Here is a 22,809-nt window from a genome sequence, read left to right as displayed (position 1 = left end):
CGATGACACGGGCGGATCTCGCCATAGGGCCGGGTTGGAGGGCATTGGCGACCAGCGTGGCGTTGCTGGCCTTGCCGCACGCCGCGCACGCCGACTGGCGCGACCAGATCGGGACGTTTCGGATCGGTATCGTTGCCGAGCCGGGCGCCGGCAACGCGGTTCCGGGTCTCGCCCTGCTGACAGACGCCTACGGCAAGGCGCTCGGCATGAAGGTGGAATTCGTCGTCGCGCATGACTATGCAGCGCTGATCGAGGCACAGGCCACTGCCCGCATTCAGTACGCGATCTATTCGGCGACCGCCTACGCGACCGCCTCGGAGCGCTGCGGCTGTGTCGAACCTCTGGTGGCGCCGGTCGATGCCGACGGCGCCACCGGCATCCGCTCCGTGCTGTTGACGCGCGACGCCAAGCTTCCCGATCTCGCAGGGATGCAAACGCACCGCATCGCCATGGCGCCTTCCGATAATGTCGGCGGTTCTCTTCTGCCGCTCGCCGGGCTGGCCGCAGATGGCCTCAAGATCAGCCAGGATGCGCCATTCCTCACTCATGCCAGCTCGGCCGCCGCTGCCGAAGCGATGCTGGTCGATGGCCAGGCCGATGCGTTGTTCGGCTGGGAGCGGGCCGCTGCGGAAAACCGGACGGCGATTGCCGGCGATCAGCCGGCTGATCCGGACGGCACGGCGGCGCGGCTGGAGGCGGCGGGAATTCCAAAGGCCGCGCTCCAGATCATCTGGACCTCCGGTCTGCTGCGCTACGGTCCCCACGCCGTCCGCAGCGATCTCGACCCCGAAGCCAAACGCCGGCTGACCGTCTTCCTCACCAATCTCAAATCGCAGTCGCCGGAAGTCTACGATTTCGTGGAATCGAAACATTCCGGCGGCTTCATATCAGCCGCCGCTGGCGACTATGCGATGGCAACAGCCATCGTGCGCCTGCTGTCGGACAGCAGCGGTCAATAAACCTTGGCGCTTCAGCAGTCGCTGCAGGGGATCGTCGTGCTCCGGCGCGGCCTGAGGTAATAGGTCTCGCCCATCGTTATCGAGTCGAAGGCCGAGGTCAGACCAAGCCGCTTTTCGCTGTCGGCAGACCAGGTGATGATCGGCTTGTAGCCGAGCTTGCTTTCGACGCGGATAAGGAATGTGTCAGCGATCTTGAGCGTGGCGGGAACTGTCGTGATGGTGTCCTTGGCAGCGTCGACGGTATAGGTGCCCTCGATCAGCTTGCGTGACCACACGACCTTTACTTTCCGCGGCGTCTCGTTCGTGATCTGTATCGCCGTGATGATGATCGTCGGCGTTGAGCGGTTGTAGGGCTGCAGGGTCGAGGTGCCGATCTTCATGATCGCATCGATGTCGGCGGACATGATTGTCTGCTGCTGTGTGACCAGATCCGCAACCATGGAGCCGATGCGGCTGACCTTCTTGCTGGTCTCGATGGCTTGCGAGGCCTCCATGGTCACGAAATACATGATCAGCAGCACAGGCACGATGAAGGCGAACTCGATGGCCGCGACACCGCGGCGATCCGAGCAGAATCGCATCGCTCTTGCCCAGATACTCGAAAATCCCTGATGCGCCCCCGCACGATACATGCTTGCTTCCCTTTTAAGCCAAAGTAACGCTGAGTTCTCAGTCGTCGAACGGTTCGTTCTGCCAGGTCACCGATGCGAAATGCAGTGTGTTGCCGTCTTTCAGATTGGCCATCGATTTGGCCATGAAATCGGTCATGACCGGCCATTTGTAGAAGACCCGCAGCATGTTCTTCGATTCAGCCAGGCCCGGCGTCACGGCGAAGCTCATCGAATTCGTGCCTTGCGTCAGTACGATCTCGCCATTGACGATCTTGAAGCCAGCCGTGGCGGCATCGGCAAAGGTCGGATATTCGCGCAGATCCACCAGAAGTCCGGGGCAGGTCTTGGCGACCATGATTTCCAGCCTGTTGCAAATCATGTCCCTGAGCTTGGTTCCGGTCAGGTCGGCCGGCTTCAACTGGCCGGTGCGCACCTGGCGGGCGACGTCGTCGGTGATGTTGGCCATCACCTCCTGTCCGGCAAATGAAATGCAGCTCTCGAGGATGGCGAAGACCAGAAGCGCAAACGGGATCGCCAGCATGGCGAATTCGATCGCGGTGCTGCCGCGACGATCGCCAAGGAAGCGGCGGGCAAACGTCACGCGTCCAGCCTTGGCCTGCGTGATCTCGCGTCCTGAATCCTCGTCCAAACGCCCGTACAAAACGTCGCCCATGTCCCATCCCTGCCGGTCCTGATGCGGTACCGTCGGCAACATTAGCGAAAACCCATTGAGGTCCGGTTTGGATGACCGCTAAATTCGGCGGGAAGGCATTAACCCGCTGCTAACCGAAGCGACGTTTTTGGGGAAACGGAAACTGAGAGCCGCCTAGGCGCTTACTGGCCGGCGCTCATTTCGGCTTCGGAGGCCTTCTCCGACTCGCTCTTGAACGAGCTTTCGCAATAGGGCGTGCAGGACATGGTCTGTACCGAAGCGCGCCTGTAGATACGCACCGACGATGCGTCCTGGCGCACCACCGTCACCTGCTCGTCGACGATCGGGCTGCCCTCCTGGTCGAGAACAACCAGATTGGTGACGCCGAACCCTTTGCCCGTCAGAACGATTGTCGATGCATCCTGGACGGAGGCATCGGCAATCGCCGGATTGCCGATGACAATGGTGTCGGCTGGGCGTGTCAATTTGACGATCTTGGCCTGGTTCATCGTCACTTCGATGCCGGCTCCGGCCTTGGCCGGGAGCACAAAAGCCGGGACGGCGAGAAGCGCGGCAAGCAGGAATGACGATTTCATGGCGGTCATCGAGGCGCTCCACGGCGGCAGACTTGTTCAACGGAACATGAACGAGATTGGTGAACCAACGGTTAAGCCGGTGGCCGGGCCCAGGATATTCGCGCGCATTTCGCTGTCAGCTAATATAAAGAGTGTCCCTGTCGACAGCCGTGAAGTCTCAGCTTTCACGGCCTTTTCATGGGGCCGGCGAGCCGCTTTCCGGCGTTTAGTTTGCGGTTAACCACGCAAGCTGTTCGACGCGCGAAAGGAATCGGTAAGGCTGTTTATTAAGCCGATTGAAAGAGCTTCTCCCTAGATTGGCAGCATCCGATCAACCACCACAGAAGTTGACGGAAGTGCTGTAACACGTGGAGTAGGAGCTCTCGAATGTCTAATCTCATCGCACGCTTCGTGAAGGACGAGTCCGGCGCGACCGCTATCGAATACGGTCTGATCGCCGCTCTCATCGCGCTTGCCATCATGGTCGGTGCTGGTTCGCTCGGCAACGCCCTGGGCGTCAAGTTCAACGCCATCGCCAAAGCCGTCTCGACTGGCAACGCTCCGTAATACATTACGGATCAGCGACTGTTTTGGGAACAAGGGCCGCTCTTTGCGGCCCTTGTTTCATTTGTGCGATGCGCAGGATCTGAATCCGCAATTCGCAGGCGACACCAGTAAATTTGAGACCGCTGCCTCATCAATCGTTAATCGAACCTGTCTAGGCTGAAGCCCTGTACAAGTGACCAAGGCGCCGCGCCGATGCTTGAAGCCCTGATCTTCGTCGTCTTTCCCTTTTGCATGCTCTTTGCCGCGATCTCCGACATGCTGTCGATGACGATCGCCAACCGCGTGCCGGTGCTTTTGCTGGCGGTGTTTGCCGTGGTTGCGCCGCTGACGGGCATGGACTGGGCAACCTATGGCTGGCATTTCGCGGCCGGTGCCCTGGTGCTGGCAGTGACCTTCGGTCTGTTTGCGCTTGGCGGCATGGGCGGCGGCGACGCCAAGCTGCTCGCCGGCACCGCCGTCTGGATGGGATTCACCCCTCACCTTGTCGAATATCTCGTGATCTCGACGTTCATCGGTGGCCTGCTGACACTCGCCATCCTTCTCTATCGGAAATCGCCGCTGGCGATTTATACCAGCCACAATCCGTTTCTGCGCCATTTCGCCGACGATACGACTGGCATTCCCTACGGCATCGCACTCGGCATTGGCGGGCTGCTGACCTATCCGGATTCACCCTTGATGGTATGGGCGCTGGCAAGGCTGGCGACCTGAGACAGCGAACCTCTTTGCCGCTCCGGCATCGATCTGAAATGAAGGCGGCTTGGCCGCCTTTTTGTGTCGGGAGCAAGGGTCCGTCTAATTTATGTAAACCTTAAATTAATCACGATCGTAAGCATTACATTAACCTTGTTTTGACGATTGCCGCTGCAAAGTCCGGCCTGGCTAGGTGGTTTGCCTAAAGGCGAGGGTTCGGACAGATGCCAGCATCCCGACTAATCATTCTGGGCGTGGCGGTGGCTGCGGCGGGTGGTGCAGGTTACGTTGCCAAGAATATGGTGGCGGCACCGCCGCCTCAGCAGGTCGTCGTCGACGCCCCTCAGGCGCCGGCCATCGCCTTGCAGGACGTGCTCGTACTTTCCGGCGACGTCGCCATGGGCAGTCCGCTTGAGAACAACATCAGCTGGGAGTCCTGGCCGGCCGAAGGGATCAACGCGAACTTCATCACCCGTGCTGTCGAACCCGACGCGCTGGAGAAGTTGAAAGGTTCTGTCGCCCGCGTTGCGATGTACACCGGTGAGCCGTTGCGGCGCTCCAAGCTGATCGGCGAGGGGCAGAGCTTCATGTCGTCGATCCTGCCCACCGGCATGCGGGCCGTCGCCACCGCGATCTCGGCCGATACGTCGGCAGGCGGCTTTATCCTGCCCAACGATTTTGTCGACGTCATCATGACCCGCAGATCCGACACCGGCAACGCCGGCAGCGGATTCACCACCGAAACCATCCTCAAGAACATCCGCGTCCTGGCGATCGACCAGACCATTCAGGAGGACGAGGAAGGCAAGAAGACCAGGGTCGGACAGACGGCGACGCTGGAGCTGACGCCGCAGCAGGCCGAGATCATCACCGTCGCCCAGCAGATGGCCGATCGCCTGACGCTTGCACTCCGCTCGATCACCGACAATCAGGAAAAACACACGGATGAGGCCGACTATCTCGTTTCCGGCAATGGGCGCCGCGGAACGGTGCGGTTGATCAAATCGGGCGAAGTTTCCGAAGTAGGGGCAAGGAAATGAGGTTAATCGCTAAACTGCCGGTCACCATGGCTGCGGCAATCGGCCTGCTTTTCCTCGGAGCCCATGCAAGTGGCCTCCTCGAGGCCAAGGCCGCCGGCAAGACCGCCGGGGTTACGGCTTCGACGGCCACGCAACGCGTCAAGCTCGGCCTCAACAAATCAGTGGTCATCGACCTGCCGAGCGACGCCTACGACATCCTTGTCGCCAATCCGGCGGTCGCCGATGCGGTGACCCGCACGGCAAGGCGCATTTATCTGTTCGGCAAGGCAGTGGGTGAAACCAACATCTTCGTCTTCGGTCCCAATGGCGAGCAGATCGTCAGCCTGGATCTGGCCGTCGAACGCGACGTCGCCGGATTGGAGGACTACCTCAAGCGCTTCCTTCCGAACGCCGAGATCAAGGTCGAATTGCTGAACGATAACGTCGTTCTGACCGGCACGGTGGATACGCCGCTCGATGCCAAGCGCGCCGTCGATCTGGCAACCATCTTCGTGTCCGGCGGTGAGGCGACGACCGGCCAGTACTCGCAGACCGCGGCGGGTGGCAATGCCAATGGCGGCGTCGACATCAACAACCCTGACACCGAGCGCCGGGTCTCCAAGATCGTCAACCTGCTGCAGATCATCGGCGACGACCAGGTGACGCTGAAGGTAACCGTGGCCGAAGTCAGCCGCTCGGTAATGAAGCAGCTCGGCGTCAATATGGTCGGCAACGGCAGCATTGACGGCATTTCCTACGGTGCGCTGAGTTCGCCCAGCTACGGGCTGGGCAAACCGCTTTCGCAGAATTCGGGGCTGAATCTGCTGGGTGACGGGAAAGGCAATGGCCTTCAAGCCTACATCAACGCCATGGAGCAAAGCGGCGTTATGAAGACGCTTGCTGAGCCGACCCTCACGGCGGTTTCGGGCGAGAAGGCAACATTCAGGGCCGGCGGCGAATTCAATCTCATCACGGCACGTACGAACAACGTTTCGACCGACAACCAGACCGGCCAGGTAACCTACACCAACGAAAAGCTCGAATACGGCATTGGCCTCGAGTTCCAGCCCGTTGTGCTGTCGGCGGGCCGGATCAGCCTCAAGGTCAGGACGTCCGTGTCTGAGCCGACCATGGAGGGTGCGACCACCCTGGAAGGCGCCGCCAGTTTGCCCGGCACAACGCTCCTGTCGATCCGCAAGCGGCTTGCCGACACCACCGTCGAATTGCCGTCAGGCGGCTCGATGATGATCGCCGGCCTGGTTCGCGACGACGTCCGCCAGGCGGTATCGGGTCTGCCCGGCTTGGCCAAGATCCCGGTGCTCGGCACGCTCTTCCGCAGCCGCGATTTCGTCCGCAACGAAAGCGAGCTGGTGATCATCATCACGCCCTATCTGGCGCGGCCGGTGGCGCGCAACGACCTGGCCAAGCCGGACGACAATTTCAATGCCGCCGGCGATGGCCCGGCCATGTTCCTTGGCCGCGTCAACCGCGTCTACGGCACCATGCAGACCGACAAGCCCAACGGCCGGTATCACGGCGTTGTCGGCTTCATCTACAAGTAAGCGGGGAGCGGACATGTCTCAGTCAGCATCGAAGGCAATGGCGGTCGCCGCAACAGTGCGGTCCGGTGGTGCCCGGATCCGCCGCTCGGCAATACCGATCCTGGCGATCGCGATCGCGGCCTCGCTCGCCGGTTGCGCCAAGCGCGACAGCATCACGGTTGGGGCAATCCCCGATGATTATCGCACCACCCATCCGATCGTGATTGCCGAGAAGAACCAGAAGATCGACCTTCCGGTCGGCGCCGGCGACCGCGGCATGACCGGCTCGCAGCGCGACACGCTTCTGGGCTTCCTCGACGGCTACGACAGGAGCGCTGCCCCGGCGCTGACGATCGCAACCCCGATCGGCTCGGCGAACGAGGTGGCAGCGACTGCCGCGGCGCGCGATTTCGCCAGGCTGGCGATTGCCAGCGGCATCAAGCGGGACCGGATCGTCGTGACCTCCTATCAGTCGGTTTCCCCGGAAGCCTCGGCGCCTATCCGCGTCTCCTATATTTCGGTGAGAGCCCAGACCGACAAATGCGGTCGCTGGCCCGCAGACATTCTGGAGACCTCGGAAAACAAGCACTACGCCGATTACGGCTGCTCGTCTCAGAACAACCTTGCCGCGCAGCTCGCCAATCCGGCCGATCTGCTCGGGCCAAGAAAGCCGACCGATATCGACGCCGAAAACCGCGGCGCGGTGATCGACGTCTATCGCGGCAGAGGTATTTCGGACGAGTTCCTCGGCAATTCGGAAGTGACGTACTAGGAGCGCCAGCCCCGCGCAGAGACTGGAAAGAGAAGTCACGGAAAGAGCATGACGATGAGCAATCTTGCCTACGAAACGCCCGTAGACGGCGGCGACAGCTCGCAATCGGATATTGCCGCGATGCAGGCGCTGCGGCCGGTCCCGCGTATCTCGATCCAGGCATTTTGCGAGACGGAAGGCGTCGCGCATCCGGTGGAGCGGGCCGGCGAGGACCGCCGCATGGCGAAGGCCCATCTGAAAGTGCATATGGGCGGCATCGCCACGGCGATCGAATTCTACCAGTCTGCGCCGACGCCGAACCTGATCCTGCTGGAATCGCGCAGCGAACCGAAGCAGCTGCTGGAACAGCTTGCCCAGCTCTCCGAATATTGCGATCCCTCCTCGAAAGTCGTGGTGATCGGCCACTACAACGATGTCGGGCTTTACCGCGAACTCATCCGCTTCGGTATTTCCGAATACGTCATCGCGCCGGTGTCGATGGCCGATGTCGTCTCCGTGGTGTCGTCGATCTTCGTCGATCCGGAAGCCGAGCCGATCGGCCGCTCGATCGCCTTCATCGGCGCCAAGGGTGGCGTCGGCTCCTCGACCATCGCCCACAATGTGGCGTGGGCGATGTCATCGCTGTTCAAGTCGGAAGTGGTCGTTGCCGATCTCGACCTGGCTTTCGGGACGGCCAACATCAATTTCGACCAGGACCCGGCGCAAGGCATCGCCGAGGCCGTGTTTTCACCCGAACGCATCGACGAGGTCTATCTCGACCGGCTTCTTGCCCAGTGCGCCGAGCATCTGTCGTTGCTTGCCGCGCCCTCCACTCTCGAACGGGTCTACGACTTCGATCCCGAGGCCTTCACGCAACTCATCGACACCGCGCAGCGCAGTGTGCCGCTGCTGGTGCTCGACGTCCCGCATGTCTGGACCGGCTGGACCAAGAGCACACTGATGAAGGCCGACGAGATCGTCATCACGGCGACACCGGAACTGGCCAATCTGCGCAACACCAAGAACCTGGTCGATATGCTGAACCGGCTTCGCCCGAACGATCCGCCGCCGAAGCTCATCATCAACCAGGCCGGGGTGCCGAAACGCCCCGAGATCTCCGCTTCCGACTTCGCCGAGCCGCTCGGCATCACGCCGATGTCGGTGATCGCCTTCGACCCGTTGCTGTTTGGAAACGCCTCCAACAACGGTCGCATGCTGGGCGAGATGGATGCCAAGAGCCCGGTCGTCGGCATGATCAATGAAATCGCCCATGTGCTGACCGGTCGCAGCGAAATCAAGGCCAAGAAGAAGGCAGGCCTTGGCGGCCTGCTCGGCAAGTTCTCGCGTAACAAGAAATGACGCTTCTCAAGCGGAATTGGTAGTCGATCATGTTTGGTAAAAGAGGCTCCGACGACGGCGGCCGATCCATCCCGGAATTCCGCCAGCCAGCACCGCCGCCCGCGGCGCCGGCGGCTGCAACGCCTGCGGACACGGCCGTTCTTGCTCGGCCGGCAGCGCCGCCTGCTGCGCCGGCAATGCCACCCGCTCGCCGTGCCGTTGAGGCGCCGCCGATGGCGCCTGAGCCGGCAAGAAAGGTCCAGCGCGAACGCAGCGAGACCTACTACGACACCAAGAGCCAGGTCTTCTCCGCGCTCATCGACACCATCGACCTGTCGCAGCTCGCCAAGCTCGATCCCGAGAGCGCGCGCGAGGAAATCCGCGATATCGTCAACGACATCATCGCCATCAAAAACTTCGCAATGTCGATTGCCGAGCAGGAAGAGCTGCTCGAAGACATCTGCAACGATGTGCTTGGCTACGGCCCGCTGGAGCCGTTGCTTGCCCGCGACGATATCGCCGACATCATGGTCAACGGCTCCAAGAACGTTTACATCGAAGTCAACGGCAAGGTCGAACAGACCGGCATTCGCTTCCGCGACAATCAGCAACTGCTCAACATCTGCCAGCGCATCGTCAGCCAGGTTGGCCGCCGCGTCGACGAATCGAGCCCGATCTGCGACGCCCGCCTGCCCGACGGCTCCCGCGTCAACGTCATCGCCCCGCCGCTGTCCATCGACGGCACCGCGCTCACCATCCGCAAGTTCAAGAAGGACAAGCTGACGCTCGATCAGCTGGTCAAGTTCGGCGCCATCTCGCCGCAGGGCGCAGAGATACTCAAGATCATCGGCCGCGTCCGCTGCAACATCGTCATTTCCGGCGGTACCGGCTCCGGCAAGACGACGCTGCTCAACTGCCTGACCAATTATATCGACCGCGAGGAACGCGTCATCACCTGCGAGGACTCGGCCGAGCTGCAACTGCAGCAGCCGCATGTGGTGCGTCTCGAAACCCGCCCGCCCAATCTCGAGGGCGAAGGCGAGGTGACCATGCGCGACCTGGTCAAGAACTGCCTGCGCATGCGGCCCGAACGCATCATCGTCGGCGAAGTGCGCGGACCGGAGGTTTTCGACCTGCTGCAGGCGATGAACACCGGCCATGACGGTTCGATGGGAACGATCCACTCCAACAGCCCGCGCGAATGCCTGAACCGTATCGAATCGATGATCGCCATGGGTGGCTATTCGCTGCCGCAGAAGACTGTGCGCGAAATCGTCGTCGGCTCCATCGATGTCATCATCCAGGCAGCACGCCTTCGCGACGGGTCGCGCCGCATCACCCACATCACCGAGGTGATCGGCATGGAAGGCGACGTCATCATCACGCAGGATATCGTGCTCTACAACATCAAGGGCGAGGACGCGAACGGAAGGCTGCTTGGCGAGCATGTGTCGACCGGCATCGGCCGTCCGCATTTCTGGGATCGCGCCCGCTACTATGGCGAGGAACAGCGCCTCGCCAACGCGCTGGAATCGATGGAGAAACGCGCTGACTGACGCATCTGGAGGTTGGAAGCAATTCCAGGAAAAGTGTGAAGCGGTTTTCCCGGGAAAAGCGCGTAGCGCTTTCCCTTGGGAATTGCGTCAAAACAAAGAGATAGGGCGGTTCGCCGTTTCTTTGAAACGGCGAAATGCACCAGGGACCGAGGTTGATGTTCGGAATTGACACCACCGTACTCGCGTTCATCGTGCTCGCCGGCTTCAGCGCCGGCGCGATCGCCTATGCCTTCCTGTTCACCCGGATGAACAACGAGAAGCAGGCCGGCAAGCGGCTCGAGACGATCAAGGCCGCCGAGACCGATCGTTCGGTCGTCAAGGCTTCGCGCGACCGTGTCGCGGAGGCGGCCAAGCGGCGCAAATCCGTTCAGGATTCGCTGAAACAACTGGATGAAAAGCAGAAGACCACCGAACGCGTTGTCAAGAAGCCGCCGCTGAAGGCCCAGATCCGTCAGGCCGGCATGCAGGTCTCGATAGAGCGTTTCTATATCTACTCCGTCATGTGCGGCATCGCGCTGACGGCGCTTGCCTATTTCGCCGGCGCGCCGCTGCTGGTCCTGCCAGGCGCGCTGCTGGCCGGCGCGCTCGGCCTGCCGCGCTGGTTCGTCTCGTTTCGTCGCACGCGCCGGGTCAAGGCGTTCCTCAACGAATTTCCCAACGCCCTCGACATCATCGTGCGCGCCGTCAAATCCGGCCTGCCGCTCAACGACGCCATTCGCCTGATCGCCAATGAATCGCCGGAGCCGGTCAAGACCGAGTTCCGCCGCATCGTCGATTCACAGCAGGTCGGCATGTCCATCCCCGATGCCACCTTGCGCATGGCCGAAACCATGCCGTGCAGCGAGGCAAGCTTCTTCGGCATCGTCATCCAGATCCAGTCGCAGGCCGGCGGCAACCTCTCCGAGGCGCTGGGCAACCTTTCGCGCGTGCTTCGCGATCGCAAGAAGATGAAGGCCAAGGTCCAGGCGCTGTCCATGGAAGCAAAGGCGTCGGCCGTCATCATCGGCGCGCTGCCCTTTGTCGTCGCCCTTCTCGTCTACCTGTCGAGCCCGAATTACATCATGCCGTTGTTCACCACCAGCACCGGCAATCTGATCCTCGGCTGTTCCGGTGTCTGGATGTCGATCGGCATTCTGGTGATGCGCAAGATGATGAACTTTGAGGTCTAGGCCCGACTTCGGAAAGCTCGAACGAAAAGACTGAACGAATGACAGACCACGTCGTCAAATCGCTGACCGATCCTGCCTTCCTGATCGCGTTGCTGGTCGGCATCGCGGTGTTCGCAACCGTCTTCACGCTGCTGCCGGCCCTGGGCGGCAACCAGCTCAAGGCACGCATGAAATCGGTGGCGCTGGAGCGGGACGAACTGCGCGCCAAGCAGCGCGCGCGGCTGGCCACCGAAGCCGATCGCCGCCGCAAGGGTCTGCGCGAGGAACAGTCGATCGGCATGCGCAACATCGTCGACAGGCTGGACCTGCGGCGTGCGCTGGCCGATGAAGGCACACTGCAGAAGCTCAAAGTGGCGGGCTTTCGCGGCCAGAATCCGCTGACGCGATTCCTGTTTTTCCGCCTGATCCTGCCTTTTGTCGGTTTCGCGCTGGCGGCGATCTATCTGTTCGTGCTCGGCGGGTTGCCGGACCGGCCGGCTTTCGTGAAACTGTTCGTCTGCATCCTTGTCGCCTATGCCGGTTTCTACGCGCCGATCCTTTACGTCAACAACCGTGCCGCCAAGCGCAAGCAATCGATCCAGCAGGCGTGGCCGGATGCGCTCGATCTGATGCTGATCTGCGTCGAGTCGGGCATGTCGGTTGAGGCTGCCTTGCGCAAGGTGGCCGAGGAGATCGGTTCGCAGTCGGTGGCGCTGGCGGAGGAATTCGTGCTGACCAATGCCGAGCTCTCCTATCTCCAGGAGCGCAAGCAGGCTTATGAAAACCTGGCGGCTCGTACCGGCCTGGAATCGGTGAAGTCGGTGTCCCAGGCGCTGGTCCAGGCCGAACGCTACGGCACGCCCGTGGCGCACGCATTGCGCGTGCTGGCCTCGGAAAGTCGCGACATGCGCATGAATGCCGCCGAGAAGAAGGCGGCCGCCCTGCCGCCGAAGCTGACCGTGCCGATGATCCTGTTCTTCCTGCCGGTGTTGTTCGCCATCATTCTCGGACCAGCCGGCATGCAGGTCAGCCAGCGCGGCATCTTCGGCGATCAGCACAATTCCTCAAGCCAGTAGCCGCTCCGGAAAATTCAAGAGCCGCGCGACCAGGATCGCGCGGCTTTTTATTTTCGCAGCGATAGAGCAGCCTAAGGTGTGTTGAGATTCAGGTCAGGCCGAGTCGAAAATGGTTGATAGCGAGAACCGGAGCGGAGCGTACTTTATGTACGTGAGCACCGGAAGCGCAGGTATCGGCAATTTGCAGGCCGGCCGCACCTGAATATCGACACACCTCAGTTGGTCGCCGGCTTTACCTTGTCCTGATCCTTGAGCTGGCTCCAGGCGTTCTGCTGTGCAAGCATCTGGCGAAGGTAGGCCACATTGGCCTGCGCCTGCTCGGGCGAAAGCTCCTGCGAGGCGATCTTCTCGGCCTCGTCGAAACGGCCCTGAAGACCCACGACCAGCGCCAGGTTCTGGCGCACCCGGCTGTCGGCATTCGGCTGCTGGGCGGCTGAGCGCATATAGGTCTCGGCGGTGCGCAGGTCGCCTTCCAGCACATACGACATGCCGAGATTGGAAAGGATCGAGGGTTCGTTCGGCTTGAGATCGAGCGCCTTGCGATAATCTTGGCGCGCTTCATCCTTCTGGCCGATCTGGTCGAGGATGGCGGCCTCGGCCGACATCAGCCGCCAGTCCGGATATTCGGGCGTCTGCGCGCGGCGCACCGCGTCGAGCGCGGACTCGAACTGGCCGTTGGCGGCGAGTGCCTTGCCATAGGCGGCGAGCACGTCGCGATCCTTGGGGTAGGCGATCGCCAGCTTGCGCATCACGGCAAGCGACTGGTCGGCATCGCCGTCCATCTGCAAAGCCGCCGCATAATTCATCGCCAGCCGCTTTTCGTTGGGATTCTTTGCGTAGGATTCGCCGAGCCGCGTGGTTGCGCCGTGCAACTCGCTGGCCGACATGGTTTCCAGCGGTTTGCCCCCGCTGCGCCCGATAGAGCCAGTGGTGAGCTTGCTGGTCCCGCACCCGGCAACACCGGCGGCGAGCGCCATCAGCAATGCCGTGGTGACCAACCGTTTGCCCGTGACGTTCATCCTGCGGTTGGTCGGCATCGGCACGGGGCTCTCCATTCCTGCGCGCGGCCATTGCGTGGCCGTCTTCATTCCCCCAGAAATATTCTGTTAACCCTAACGGAGTGTTAAAAAGCGGCCCGTTGCGATCGGTACGCTGCTCGCCGGAAGCCATTGGCTTGGCATTTTCCTATGCCTGGCCTCTGTGCATAGATGTTGAAATCATTCGACGTCCCTGTCAGGTGACTGGGGACGACTTGCAAGCCTGCGCCGGAGATTATCGAATGCCCGTCGAACTCGTCGAGACACTGAACACTGCCTTGCCGGTCCATCTGGTCGCGAGGGATGGCCTGGACGCCCTGGGGCTTTTGCCCTCTACGATCGCCTGGGCGGCCGCCAATGGCTTTTCCGGCGAAGCCGGCAGGACGCTCGTTCTGCCCGGCGAAAACGGTGCGCTTGCCGGCGCCTTGTTCGGCATCGGTGACGGCGAGGGCGCGCTGGCCCTCGGCGCGCTGGCGAGAGCCCTGCCGGAAGGCGACTGGCACCTTGCCTCGGCGCATGCCGAGCCGGAGCTCGCGGCCATCGCCTTGGTTCTCGGCGGCTATGTCTTCACCCGTTACGGCAAGAAACCAGGCAAGGCATTGCGCTTTGCGCTGCCGTCCGGCGTGGACCCAGCACGTATCCGCCGTATCGCCGACGGCGTCTTGCTGACACGCGATCTGGTCAACACACCGACCAGCGACATGGGGCCGGACGAGCTGGAGAAGGCGGCGCGGACCCTGGCGGCCGCACACAACGCCGCAGTATCGGTGATCAAGGGCGATGATCTGTTGAAGCAGAACTTCCCGATGATCCATGCGGTCGGCCGCGCCTCGGTCGGCGCGCCACGCCTGATCGACATGATTTGGGGACCGGAAGGCGCACCGAAGGTGACGCTGGTCGGCAAGGGCGTCTGCTTCGACACGGGCGGCCTCGACATCAAGCCCTCATCAGGCATGCTGCTGATGAAGAAGGATATGGGCGGCGCCGCCAATGTGCTGGGTCTTGCCTCGATGATCATGGCCGCCGGGCTGAAGGTCCGGCTGCGCGTCCTGATCCCGGCGGTCGAGAATTCGATTGCCGGCAATGCTTTCCGGCCCGGCGATGTGCTGGTGAGCCGCAAGGGCATCACCGTCGAGATCGGCAACACCGACGCCGAAGGGCGGCTGGTGCTCGCCGATGCGCTGGCGCTGGCCGATGATGAAGAACCTGAACTGCTGATCGACATGGCGACGCTGACCGGTGCCGCGCGTGTCGCACTCGGGCCGGACCTGCCGCCTTTCTACACCGGCGACGAAGCGTTGGCGTCCGAACTGGCGGCGGCCTCTGCTGCCGTCGAGGATCCGCTGTGGCGCATGCCGCTATGGCGGCCCTACGACGCGAAGCTCTCTTCGAAGATCGCCGACATCAACAACGTCACCACCGACGGTTTCGCCGGTTCGGTCACTGCGGCGCTGTTCCTCAAGCGCTTCGTCGAGAAGACGGCGGGCTGGGCGCATCTCGACATCTTCGCCTGGAACCCGTCCGATCGCCCCTACGGGCCTGCCGGCGGTGAGGCGCAAGGCATCCGTGCGCTGGAGCGGGTCATTTCGAGCCGCTTCGGCTAGCTGTCCGGGCACAACGCTCGGCTTCCAAACTGAAACGGAACCGAAACAATTTGCCGTCATGCTCGGGCGATGTCGATTTCGATGCGTCCGAGCCAGGCGATGCGATTGTGGCAGCAGGTGATGCTGTCGCAGGTGCGCGACGACGCGCCCGATCTGACCATGCGCCAGACGGCGATCCTGTTCACCATCTATCTCGACCCGCCGCCGCACACGGTACGCGGGCTGGCAGCCCGTCTCAATGTCACCAAGCCAGTCATCACCCGCGCGCTCGATACGATGGGCGCGCTGAAGCTGGTGTCGCGCCATCGCGACGAGCTCGACAAGCGCAACGTGCTGATCAGGCGCACCGTCGAAGGCGCGCTCTTTGTCGAGCGCTTCGGCGATGGTATCGTTGCCCGGGCGCACGAACTGCCCATTTGACCGATTACCCATTAGCTGGATTACCGATTTGACTGCCAGGGATGCCCGCCTTCACGCTTTCCGTTCCGACCTCGCCGATGCCAGGCTGAAAGGCGAGGTTTCGGCTGATCGCTTCGTCACCGGCCGTCCGGCGCGCATCACGGCCTCCGTGGCCGACGTGCGCAAGGCGCCGCGCCCGGACGCCGGCGTCAACACGCAGGTGCTGTTTGGCGACGACGTGCTGGTCTTCGACGAAGCCGAAGGCTGGGCCTGGGTCCAGGTCGAACGCGACGGCTATGTCGGCTATGTCGGCGCCACCATGCTGGGCGCGCGCGAGCATGCGCCAACCCACATCGTCTCGGCGCCGCGCACCTTCCTCTATCCGGGCGCCGATCTTCGCTTCCCGATCTCCGGCCAATTGTCGATGGGATCGACGCTCACCGTCACGGGCGCCGCCGAAACGCGCGGCACCCACTATGCGCTGTTGCCCTCCGGCGAAGCGCTGATCGCCAGCCATCTGCGCCCGCTCGGCGATGTCGCCGCCGACTATGTCGCGGTGGCCGAGCAGTTTCTAGGCACGCCCTATCTCTGGGGTGGCACGTCGGGCTTCGGCATCGACTGTTCGGGCCTTGTGCAGCTGGCCATGCGCATGGCCGGACAAAATGTCCTGCGCGATTCCGACATGCAGGCAGCAGGCCTCGGCGAACCGCTCGATCCCGGCCCGGATTATGCCGGGCTGACGCGCGGCGACCTGGTGTTCTGGAAGGGGCACGTCGCCGTGATGACCGACACGGAAACGATGATCCACGCCAACGGCCACACCATGCTGGTGTCACGCGAAGGGCTGAAAGAGGCGATCGACCGCATTGGGTATCTTTACGGCGGACCGACGGGGTTCAGGAGGCCGTAACGCTGGTCTTCCCTTCTCCCCTTGTGGGAGAAGGTGTCGCCGAAGGCGACGGATGAGGGGTGTTCCAGAAGGCACCAACGCCTCACTCCGCTGGAACACCCCTCATCCGTCTCGACGCTACGCGCCGATCCACCTTCTCCCACAGGGGGAGAAGGTAAGAGTCGCTCCGATCACCTTTTGTTCCGATTTTCCTTGGCGATTGCGCGCGCTCGCGCTACCTCTTTCGCGTGACCGAGCAGCCGCGCCTTGCCGAACACAATGCCACCGTCGCCTTGCCCGAACCATTCATCAAATGGTTCGGCGAGAAAGGCTGGTCGCCGCGCGCCCATCAGATCGAGCTTTTGGCGCGAGCCCAGGCCGGGCAATCGGTGCTGCTGATCGCGCCGACCGGGGCCGGCAAGACGCTGGCCGGCTTCCTGCCGTCGCTGACCGAACTGGCCAACCGTCCGAGGCGCAAACCCGGACAAGCGCATCGCGGTATCCACACGCTTTACATCTCGCCGCTCAAGGCGCTGGCCGTCGACATCGAGCGCAATCTCGGCAAGCCGGTGGAAGAGATCGGCCTTCCCGTCACCATCGAGACACGCACCGGCGACACGCCCTCGCACAAGCGCCAGCGTCAGAAGCTGGCGCCTCCCGATATCCTGCTGACCACGCCCGAGCAGCTGGCGCTGCTGATCGCGGCCCCTGACGCCAGGCGCTTCTTCGAGGACCTGCGCTATGTCGTGCTCGACGAATTGCATTCGCTGGTGATTTCGAAACGCGGCCACCTTCTGGCGCTCGGCCTTGCGCGGCTGCGCACTTACGTACCCGAACTGCAGACGATCGGGCTGTCGGCAACGGTGGCTGAGCCCGATGAGTTGCGGCGATGGCTGGTCGGGCAGAATCCACCCGGCGAAATGGCTGGGCTGATCACCGTCTCCGGCGGGGCCAAGCCCGACATCTCCATCCTCGACTCGCGCGAGCGTGTGCCATGGTCGGGCCATTCGGCGCGCTATGCCATCCCCGAGATCTACGAGGCGATCCAGAAACATCGCATGACGCTGCTGTTCGTCAACACCCGCAGCCAGGCCGAGATGCTGTTCCAGGAACTGTGGCGGGCGAATGAGGATTCGCTGCCGATCGCGCTGCATCACGGCTCGCTCGATGTCGGCCAGCGCCGGCGGGTCGAGAAGGCGATGGCCGACAATGCGCTGCGCGCCATCGTCGCCACATCGACGCTCGACCTCGGCATCGACTGGGGCGATGTCGATCTGGTCGTGCATGTCGGTGCGCCCAAGGGCGCCAGCCGGCTGGCGCAGCGCATCGGCCGCGCCAACCACCGCATGGACGAGCCGTCGAAGGCGATCCTCATTCCGGCCAACCGCTTCGAGGTGCTGGAATGCCGCGCGGCCCTCGACGCCAACTATCTCGGCGCGCAGGACACGCCGCCCTTGATCAATGGCGCGCTCGACGTGCTGTCGCAGCATGTTCTGGGCGTCGCCTGTGGCGCGCCTTTCGACGCCGATCTTCTGTTCGAGGAGGTGCGCAGCGCGGCCCCCTATGCCGGGCTGGCGCGCGAGACTTTCGACCGTGTCGTCGATTTCGTCGCCACCGGCGGCTACGCGCTGAAGAACTATGAGCGCTACGCCCGCATCCGTAAAACCAAAGACGGGCTGTGGCGCGTCTCCAATCCGCGCATCGCGCAACAATACCGGCTGAATGTCGGCACCATCGTCGAAATGCCGGAGCTCAACGTCCGCTATGTCCGGCAGGGCCGCGGCATGGTTGGGCGCGGCGGGCCGGTGCTGGGCAAGATCGAGGAGTATTTCGCCGAGACGCTGCGGCCCGGCGACAACTTCCTGTTCGCCGGCAAGGTGCTGAATTTCGAAGGCATTCGCGAGAACGAATGCGTCGTCTCCAACGGCGCCGGCGCCAACATCATCGTGCCGTCCTATGCCGGCGGCAAGTTTCCGCTGTCGACCTATCTCGCCGAGCAGGTGCGCGGCATGCTGGCCGACAGCGACCGCTGGCAGGCGCTGCCCGAGCAGGTTGCCGACTGGCTCAGGCTGCAGAAGGAAAAGTCGGTGTTGCCCAAGCGCGGCGATCTCCTGGTCGAGACCTTTCCGCGCGGCAACCGGCATTACATGGTCGCCTATCCGTTCGAGGGCAGGCTGGCGCACCAGACGCTAGGCATGCTTTTGACGCGCCGGCTGGAGCGGGCCAATGCCAGGCCGCTGGGTTTCGTCGCCACCGACTATTCGCTGGCCGTCTGGGCGCTCGACGACATGGCGGCCCTGTTCAAGGCGAAGAAACCCTCGCTCGGCCAACTCTTCGACGAGGACATGCTGGGCGACGATCTCGAAGCCTGGCTGAACGACAGCTGGATGCTGAAGCGCACCTTCCGCACCTGTGCCGTCATTGCCGGGCTGATCGAGAAGCGTTTCCCGGGGCAGGAAAAGAGCGGTCGCCAGGTGACGGTCTCGGCCGACCTGATCTACGACGTGCTGCGCAGCCACGAGCCCGACCATATATTGCTGCAGGCGACGCGCACCGATGCGTCGTCCGGCCTGCTCGATGTCAGCAGACTTGGCGAGATGCTCTCGCGTGTGCGTGGTCGAATCATGCATAAGCATCTCGACCAGATTTCGCCGCTGGCTCTGCCGGTCATGCTGGAGATCGGCAGGGAATCGGTCAATGGCGGCGCCAACGAGTCCCTGCTCATGGAAGCCGCCGATCTGGTCGAAGAGGCCATGGGGCCAAGGGCCGGGCCAACTGGGTTTGACGTGACATGAATTTTTCGCTGGCGCGCGCAACACTGATCGCCGAGGCCGACATGGTCGGCATCGCCGGCGAGCGTGCGGTCTGCGATCCCCGCGGCGTGCTCTATTTTCCCGATCTCAGGCTGCTCGCCGTCTCCGACCTGCATCTCGAAAAAGGCTCGTCCTTCGCGCGGCGCGGCGCGCTGATCCCGCCTTACGACACCGGCGCCACCTTGCTCAGGCTGCAGGCGGTGATCGCCGACTACCAGCCTGCGATCGTCATCAGCCTGGGCGATTCCTTCCATGATGGCGGCGGCGCCGAGCGCATGCATCAATCCTTCCGCGAGCGCCTGGAAGCGCTGATGGCCGGCCGCGACTGGTTCTGGGTCGCCGGCAACCATGACCCGGAAGCGCCGGCCGACCTGCCGGGCGAGACGGTGCGCGAACTCGCCATCGGCTCGCTGCTCTTCCGCCATGAGCCGTCCAAGGTGCGGACCGAGGGCGAAGTCGCAGGCCATCTGCATCCTTGCGCCCGCATCGTCCAGCGCGGCCGCTCGGTGCGGCGGCGCTGCTTTGCCGGCGATGGCGGCCGCATGATCATGCCGGCCTTCGGCGCCTATACCGGTTCGCTCAACGTGCTCGACCGCGCCTATGCCGGCTTGTTCCGGCGCGAGACGCTGATGGCCTACATGCTCGGGGCCGACCGCATCTTCGCCATCTCCCACGCCATGCTGCGGCCGGGCTGAGCCTACGGCAACAACACCGTTGCGCCGGTCGTCTGCCTTGCCTCGAGCCGGCGATGCGCCTCGGCCACCTCGGCGAGCGGCATGCGTGTGTGCACCGGGATTTTCACCGCACCTTTGAGCACGACGTCAAAGAGCTCCTCGCTCATGGCGACAACGTCTTCGCGTTTGGCGAGATGATGGAACAGCAGCTGCCAGGTGGCGAACAGCGATCCCTTCTGCATCAAGAGCATGATGTCGAAGGGCGGGATCGATCCCGACGCCGTGCCGAAGCTGACGAAGGTGCCGAAGGGCCGCAGGCAGTCGAGCGAGGCCGGGAAGGTCGTCTTGCCGACGCTGTCATAGACGACGTGACAGCCTTCGCCGTGGGTGATCTCTTTCACCCGCGCGGCAAAATCCTCCCTGCTGTAGTCGATGACATGGTCGCAGCCATTGGCCAGAGCGAGTTCGGCCTTTTCGGGCGAACCGACTGTGCCGATGACGGTGGCGCCGAGATACTTGGCCCATTGCGTCAGGATGAGGCCGACACCGCCTGCCGCGGCATGTACGAGGATGGTGTGGCCGGCCTCGACACGAAACGTGCGGCGCAGGAGATACTGCGCCGTCAGCCCTTTCAACATCATCGCCGCACCGGTCTCGAAATCGATGGCGTCGGGCAGATGCACGACGAAATGCGCCGGCACGATGCGTTCCTCGGCATAGGCGCCGAGCGTCTCGACATAGGCGATGCGATCGCCGGGGGCGAAGCCGCTGACGCCTTCGCAGACGGCGACAATCTCGCCGGCGCCTTCATTGCCTGGGATGAACGGCAAAGTCGGTGGCGCGTACTCGCCGGTGCGGAAATAGATGTCGACGAAGTTGAGGCCGACCGCCCGGTTGCGCACGCGCACCTCGCCCGGTCCGGGCTGGCCGATGTCGACATCCTCGAAGGTGAGCACGTCTGGCCCGCCATGCTGGTGAACGCGGATCGCTTTCATGGTTTTCTTCCTTGCGCTGTTCTGTTGAGGGGAGATAGCGCGGGGCGCGATATCATTGTAGGCTGATATCGATGACAACAGAGTTCAAATAATATGATATCTGAGCAGATCGGCCTCGACCTTCTTCGCACCTATGTCGCGGTCTGCCGGCAAGGCAGCCTGAGCAGGGTCGCCGCACAGACCGGCAGAACCCAATCGTCGCTGAGCATGCAGATGCGCCGGCTCGAGGGCCTGCTCCAGCGGCATCTGTTCCAGCGCACCGGCCGCGGCGTCGTGCCAACCGCGGAGGGAGAGCTCTTTCTGGGCTATGCGACCCGCATCCTGGCCCTCGGCGATGAAGCGGTGGCGCGGCTGCAGCAGGCCGGCATTGGCGGTGGCGTGCGCATCGGCCTCGCCGAGGAAGTCACCACCGCAGCGCTCTCGGCCGCGCTGGGACGGCTGCACCGCACCTATCCCGACATCAGCCTCGACGCGGCCGTGGAGCACAGCGTCGCGCTGGGACGGCTGTGGAGTGAGGATGCACTGGATGTCATGATTGCCCCGACATCCGTCGTAGCAGCCGATGCCCTGACGACGTGGAACGTCGAGCTGCAATGGGTCTGCGCCCAGGACTATGTGCTGGATCAGGAACGGCCGCTCGATCTCGTCGCCTTCGGTGCAACCTGCCCTTGGCGCAGGCGCATGATTGAGGCGCTGGTTGCCGCCGGCCAGGAGCACAGGATCGTTCTGTCGTGCCAGAGCGTCACCGGCCTGCAGGCGGCGATCGAGAACGGACTGGGCGTCGGACTGCTTCCACCGGAATCGGTGCGCACTGGCTCAATGCGCGTGCTGAAGACATCGGTGCCCGAGCCGCTCATCGTGCAATACGGACTCTATGCGCACGACCGACGGACAGCGGTGGTCGATGCCGCTATCGAAATCCTGCTGAAGGACTTGCCGGCGGCGCCGGAAGCGCGGGCCGCCTGACGGCGCGCTACCGCCCGTAATAGAGGGTAACGGTGTGCTTGGCCTCGGCAAAAAACAGCCAGCGCTCGACCAGCATGCCGACGAACTGGACAATGGCCGCAAGCACCGACGGCACCGCCGCGAGCGGCCAGGGCAAAGCGAATAGAACAGCAAGCAGAAACAGAGCCGGCAAGGCAAAAGCCAGCGCTTGCGTGATCCCTCGCAGCTTGGTGGCGTGCTTGCGGGCGATGCGAAAGCCCATTTCCTTGAGCAGGTAATTCTCTTCGGTGTGCGGCCATTCCAGCGAGCGCACCATGCCTCCGGCAAGCCCTGTTGCGGTATTGGCGGTGGTCGCGATCTCCAGCCTGTCATTGTAGCGCCACGTCGCCAGCTTCCAGCCCCAGCCGAGCAAGGTCAGCAGCAAGGCGGTGGCGGCAAGGGTGGTCGAGCCGCTGGCGAAAGCCTGCAGCAGCGCGTTGAAGAGCACGCTGCCGGTCATCGCCGAGAAGATGAGGTAACCGGGCAGCGTATAGTTGCTGTGCCACTGCGCGATCGGCTTCAGCGACGCATAGATCATGCCGGTGGTACAGACGGTGACGACCGCGCCGATGGCCGCCAGCAGCCCGGCGACAGCCACCCAGCCACCGGTGCGGCCGAAGAATACCCAGCCTATGCCGAACAGACCGGCCGGGATGAAGGTCGCGACCGAGGACACGCCCTCGCGCGACAGCCAGGAACTGCGCCATTGCGAGAAGGCGCGCCAGGCGCGTTCTGGACGGCCGAGATGGCCGGTCGACGACAGAAGGCCGGCGGCGATCAGGCCGAGCGCCAGCCCCATGCCGATGAGGCCCAGCCAGAAATCGGCCGGGATGAAGCCTAGTCCGCCAAGCACACCAAGCAGCGTCAGCAAGCCGTAACCGGCGCCGGTGGCGGTGGTGAAGAAAACGACGGAAAAGGCTGGATGCAT

The 22,809-nt window shown here is 63.1% G+C and carries 22 protein-coding genes; 16 read left to right on the top strand and 6 right to left on the bottom strand.

Going from position 1 to position 22,809, the window contains the following annotated elements; genetic code table 11:
* The first annotated feature begins 2 nt into the window (after positions 1–2).
* Positions 3–959 carry a phosphate/phosphite/phosphonate ABC transporter substrate-binding protein gene (locus AC1DYC_RS18575; RefSeq protein WP_477408799.1) on the top strand — a complete coding sequence of 319 codons (957 nt, stop codon included), beginning with the start codon at positions 3–5 and terminating at the stop codon, positions 957–959.
* A gap of 11 nt (positions 960–970) precedes the next feature.
* Here the strand turns inward: AC1DYC_RS18575 and AC1DYC_RS18570 are convergent, their stop codons facing one another.
* The 3 genes from AC1DYC_RS18570 to AC1DYC_RS18560 all read right to left on the bottom strand — a co-directional run bounded on the left by AC1DYC_RS18570 (position 971) and on the right by AC1DYC_RS18560 (position 2,827).
* Entirely contained in the window at positions 971–1,591 is a 621-nt protein-coding gene (locus AC1DYC_RS18570; protein ID WP_477408797.1) for a TadE/TadG family type IV pilus assembly protein, read from the bottom strand.
* 37 nt (positions 1,592–1,628) lie between these two features.
* The gene (locus AC1DYC_RS18565; protein WP_477408795.1) at positions 1,629–2,243 is read right to left on the bottom strand and encodes a TadE/TadG family type IV pilus assembly protein; all 615 of its coding nucleotides are present in this window, start codon (positions 2,241–2,243) and stop codon (positions 1,629–1,631) included.
* A gap of 161 nt (positions 2,244–2,404) precedes the next feature.
* On the bottom strand, positions 2,405–2,827 hold the full coding sequence (locus AC1DYC_RS18560; RefSeq protein WP_477279450.1) for a pilus assembly protein N-terminal domain-containing protein: 423 nt from the start codon (positions 2,825–2,827) through the stop codon (positions 2,405–2,407).
* 357 nt (positions 2,828–3,184) lie between these two features.
* On the opposite strand from AC1DYC_RS18560, the gene AC1DYC_RS18555 reads away from it, so the two are divergent.
* The 9 genes from AC1DYC_RS18555 (at position 3,185) to AC1DYC_RS18515 (ending at position 12,486) form a co-directional block, all read left to right on the top strand.
* On the top strand, positions 3,185–3,364 hold the full coding sequence (locus tag AC1DYC_RS18555) for a Flp family type IVb pilin (RefSeq protein ID WP_477279454.1): 180 nt from the start codon (positions 3,185–3,187) through the stop codon (positions 3,362–3,364).
* Between the two features lie 192 nt (positions 3,365–3,556).
* On the top strand, positions 3,557–4,075 hold the full coding sequence (locus AC1DYC_RS18550; RefSeq protein WP_477408793.1) for an A24 family peptidase: 519 nt from the start codon (positions 3,557–3,559) through the stop codon (positions 4,073–4,075).
* Positions 4,076–4,281: 206 nt separating this feature from the next.
* Positions 4,282–5,097 carry a Flp pilus assembly protein CpaB gene (cpaB, locus tag AC1DYC_RS18545; protein WP_477300601.1) on the top strand — a complete coding sequence of 272 codons (816 nt, stop codon included), beginning with the start codon at positions 4,282–4,284 and terminating at the stop codon, positions 5,095–5,097.
* Positions 5,094–6,638, top strand: coding sequence for a type II and III secretion system protein family protein (locus AC1DYC_RS18540; RefSeq protein WP_477300603.1), 1,545 nt, complete (start codon positions 5,094–5,096; stop codon positions 6,636–6,638). The genes cpaB and AC1DYC_RS18540 overlap by 4 nt, the downstream gene beginning before the upstream one ends.
* Before the next feature lie 13 nt (positions 6,639–6,651).
* Positions 6,652–7,389, top strand: coding sequence for a CpaD family pilus assembly protein (locus tag AC1DYC_RS18535; RefSeq protein WP_477300605.1), 738 nt, complete (start codon positions 6,652–6,654; stop codon positions 7,387–7,389).
* A gap of 54 nt (positions 7,390–7,443) precedes the next feature.
* On the top strand, positions 7,444–8,727 hold the full coding sequence (locus AC1DYC_RS18530; RefSeq protein ID WP_477408791.1) for a CpaE/TadZ family protein: 1,284 nt from the start codon (positions 7,444–7,446) through the stop codon (positions 8,725–8,727).
* 29 nt (positions 8,728–8,756) lie between these two features.
* Positions 8,757–10,262 carry a CpaF family protein gene (locus AC1DYC_RS18525; protein WP_477300609.1) on the top strand — a complete coding sequence of 502 codons (1,506 nt, stop codon included), beginning with the start codon at positions 8,757–8,759 and terminating at the stop codon, positions 10,260–10,262.
* Positions 10,263–10,417: 155 nt separating this feature from the next.
* On the top strand, positions 10,418–11,431 hold the full coding sequence (locus AC1DYC_RS18520; RefSeq protein ID WP_477279466.1) for a type II secretion system F family protein: 1,014 nt from the start codon (positions 10,418–10,420) through the stop codon (positions 11,429–11,431).
* Positions 11,432–11,469: 38 nt separating this feature from the next.
* On the top strand, positions 11,470–12,486 hold the full coding sequence (locus AC1DYC_RS18515; RefSeq protein ID WP_477400274.1) for a type II secretion system F family protein: 1,017 nt from the start codon (positions 11,470–11,472) through the stop codon (positions 12,484–12,486).
* 215 nt (positions 12,487–12,701) lie between these two features.
* On the opposite strand, the gene AC1DYC_RS18510 is transcribed toward AC1DYC_RS18515, so the two are convergent.
* Positions 12,702–13,523 (bottom strand): tetratricopeptide repeat protein, encoded by an 822-nt coding sequence (locus AC1DYC_RS18510; RefSeq protein ID WP_477409013.1) that lies wholly within the window; start codon positions 13,521–13,523, stop codon positions 12,702–12,704.
* Positions 13,524–13,765: 242 nt separating this feature from the next.
* Between AC1DYC_RS18510 and AC1DYC_RS18505 the strand changes: the two genes are divergently transcribed.
* The 5 genes from AC1DYC_RS18505 (at position 13,766) to pdeM (ending at position 19,923) form a co-directional block, all read left to right on the top strand.
* A complete protein-coding gene (locus AC1DYC_RS18505; protein ID WP_477408789.1) occupies positions 13,766–15,127 on the top strand; it encodes a leucyl aminopeptidase family protein in 1,362 nt (453 codons plus the stop codon).
* Positions 15,128–15,196: 69 nt separating this feature from the next.
* Complete coding sequence (locus tag AC1DYC_RS18500; RefSeq protein WP_112393125.1) at positions 15,197–15,547, top strand: MarR family winged helix-turn-helix transcriptional regulator; 351 nt, start codon at positions 15,197–15,199, stop codon at positions 15,545–15,547.
* Between the two features lie 28 nt (positions 15,548–15,575).
* Complete coding sequence (locus AC1DYC_RS18495) at positions 15,576–16,436, top strand: C40 family peptidase (RefSeq protein ID WP_477408787.1); 861 nt, start codon at positions 15,576–15,578, stop codon at positions 16,434–16,436.
* A 227-nt stretch (positions 16,437–16,663) separates the two neighbouring features.
* Positions 16,664–19,210: a ligase-associated DNA damage response DEXH box helicase gene (locus tag AC1DYC_RS18490; protein WP_477408785.1), complete on the top strand. Its 2,547-nt coding sequence runs from the start codon at positions 16,664–16,666 to the stop codon at positions 19,208–19,210.
* Entirely contained in the window at positions 19,207–19,923 is a 717-nt protein-coding gene (gene pdeM, locus AC1DYC_RS18485) for a ligase-associated DNA damage response endonuclease PdeM (protein WP_477408783.1), read from the top strand. Before AC1DYC_RS18490 ends, pdeM begins: the two co-directional genes overlap by 4 nt.
* Positions 19,924–19,925: 2 nt before the next feature.
* Here the strand turns inward: pdeM and AC1DYC_RS18480 are convergent, their stop codons facing one another.
* Positions 19,926–20,897 (bottom strand): quinone oxidoreductase family protein, encoded by a 972-nt coding sequence (locus AC1DYC_RS18480; RefSeq protein WP_477408781.1) that lies wholly within the window; start codon positions 20,895–20,897, stop codon positions 19,926–19,928.
* Between the two features lie 93 nt (positions 20,898–20,990).
* Between AC1DYC_RS18480 and AC1DYC_RS18475 the strand changes: the two genes are divergently transcribed.
* Complete coding sequence (locus AC1DYC_RS18475) at positions 20,991–21,863, top strand: LysR substrate-binding domain-containing protein (protein WP_477408779.1); 873 nt, start codon at positions 20,991–20,993, stop codon at positions 21,861–21,863.
* A 7-nt stretch (positions 21,864–21,870) separates the two neighbouring features.
* Here AC1DYC_RS18475 and AC1DYC_RS18470 read toward each other — a convergent pair whose 3' ends face one another.
* Positions 21,871–22,809, bottom strand: coding sequence for a dimethyl sulfoxide reductase anchor subunit family protein (locus AC1DYC_RS18470; protein ID WP_477408777.1), 939 nt, complete (start codon positions 22,807–22,809; stop codon positions 21,871–21,873).

Source organism: Mesorhizobium sp. P2_E7 (genome assembly GCF_056403855.1).
This window is presented reverse-complemented; position numbering and strand designations above follow the sequence as displayed.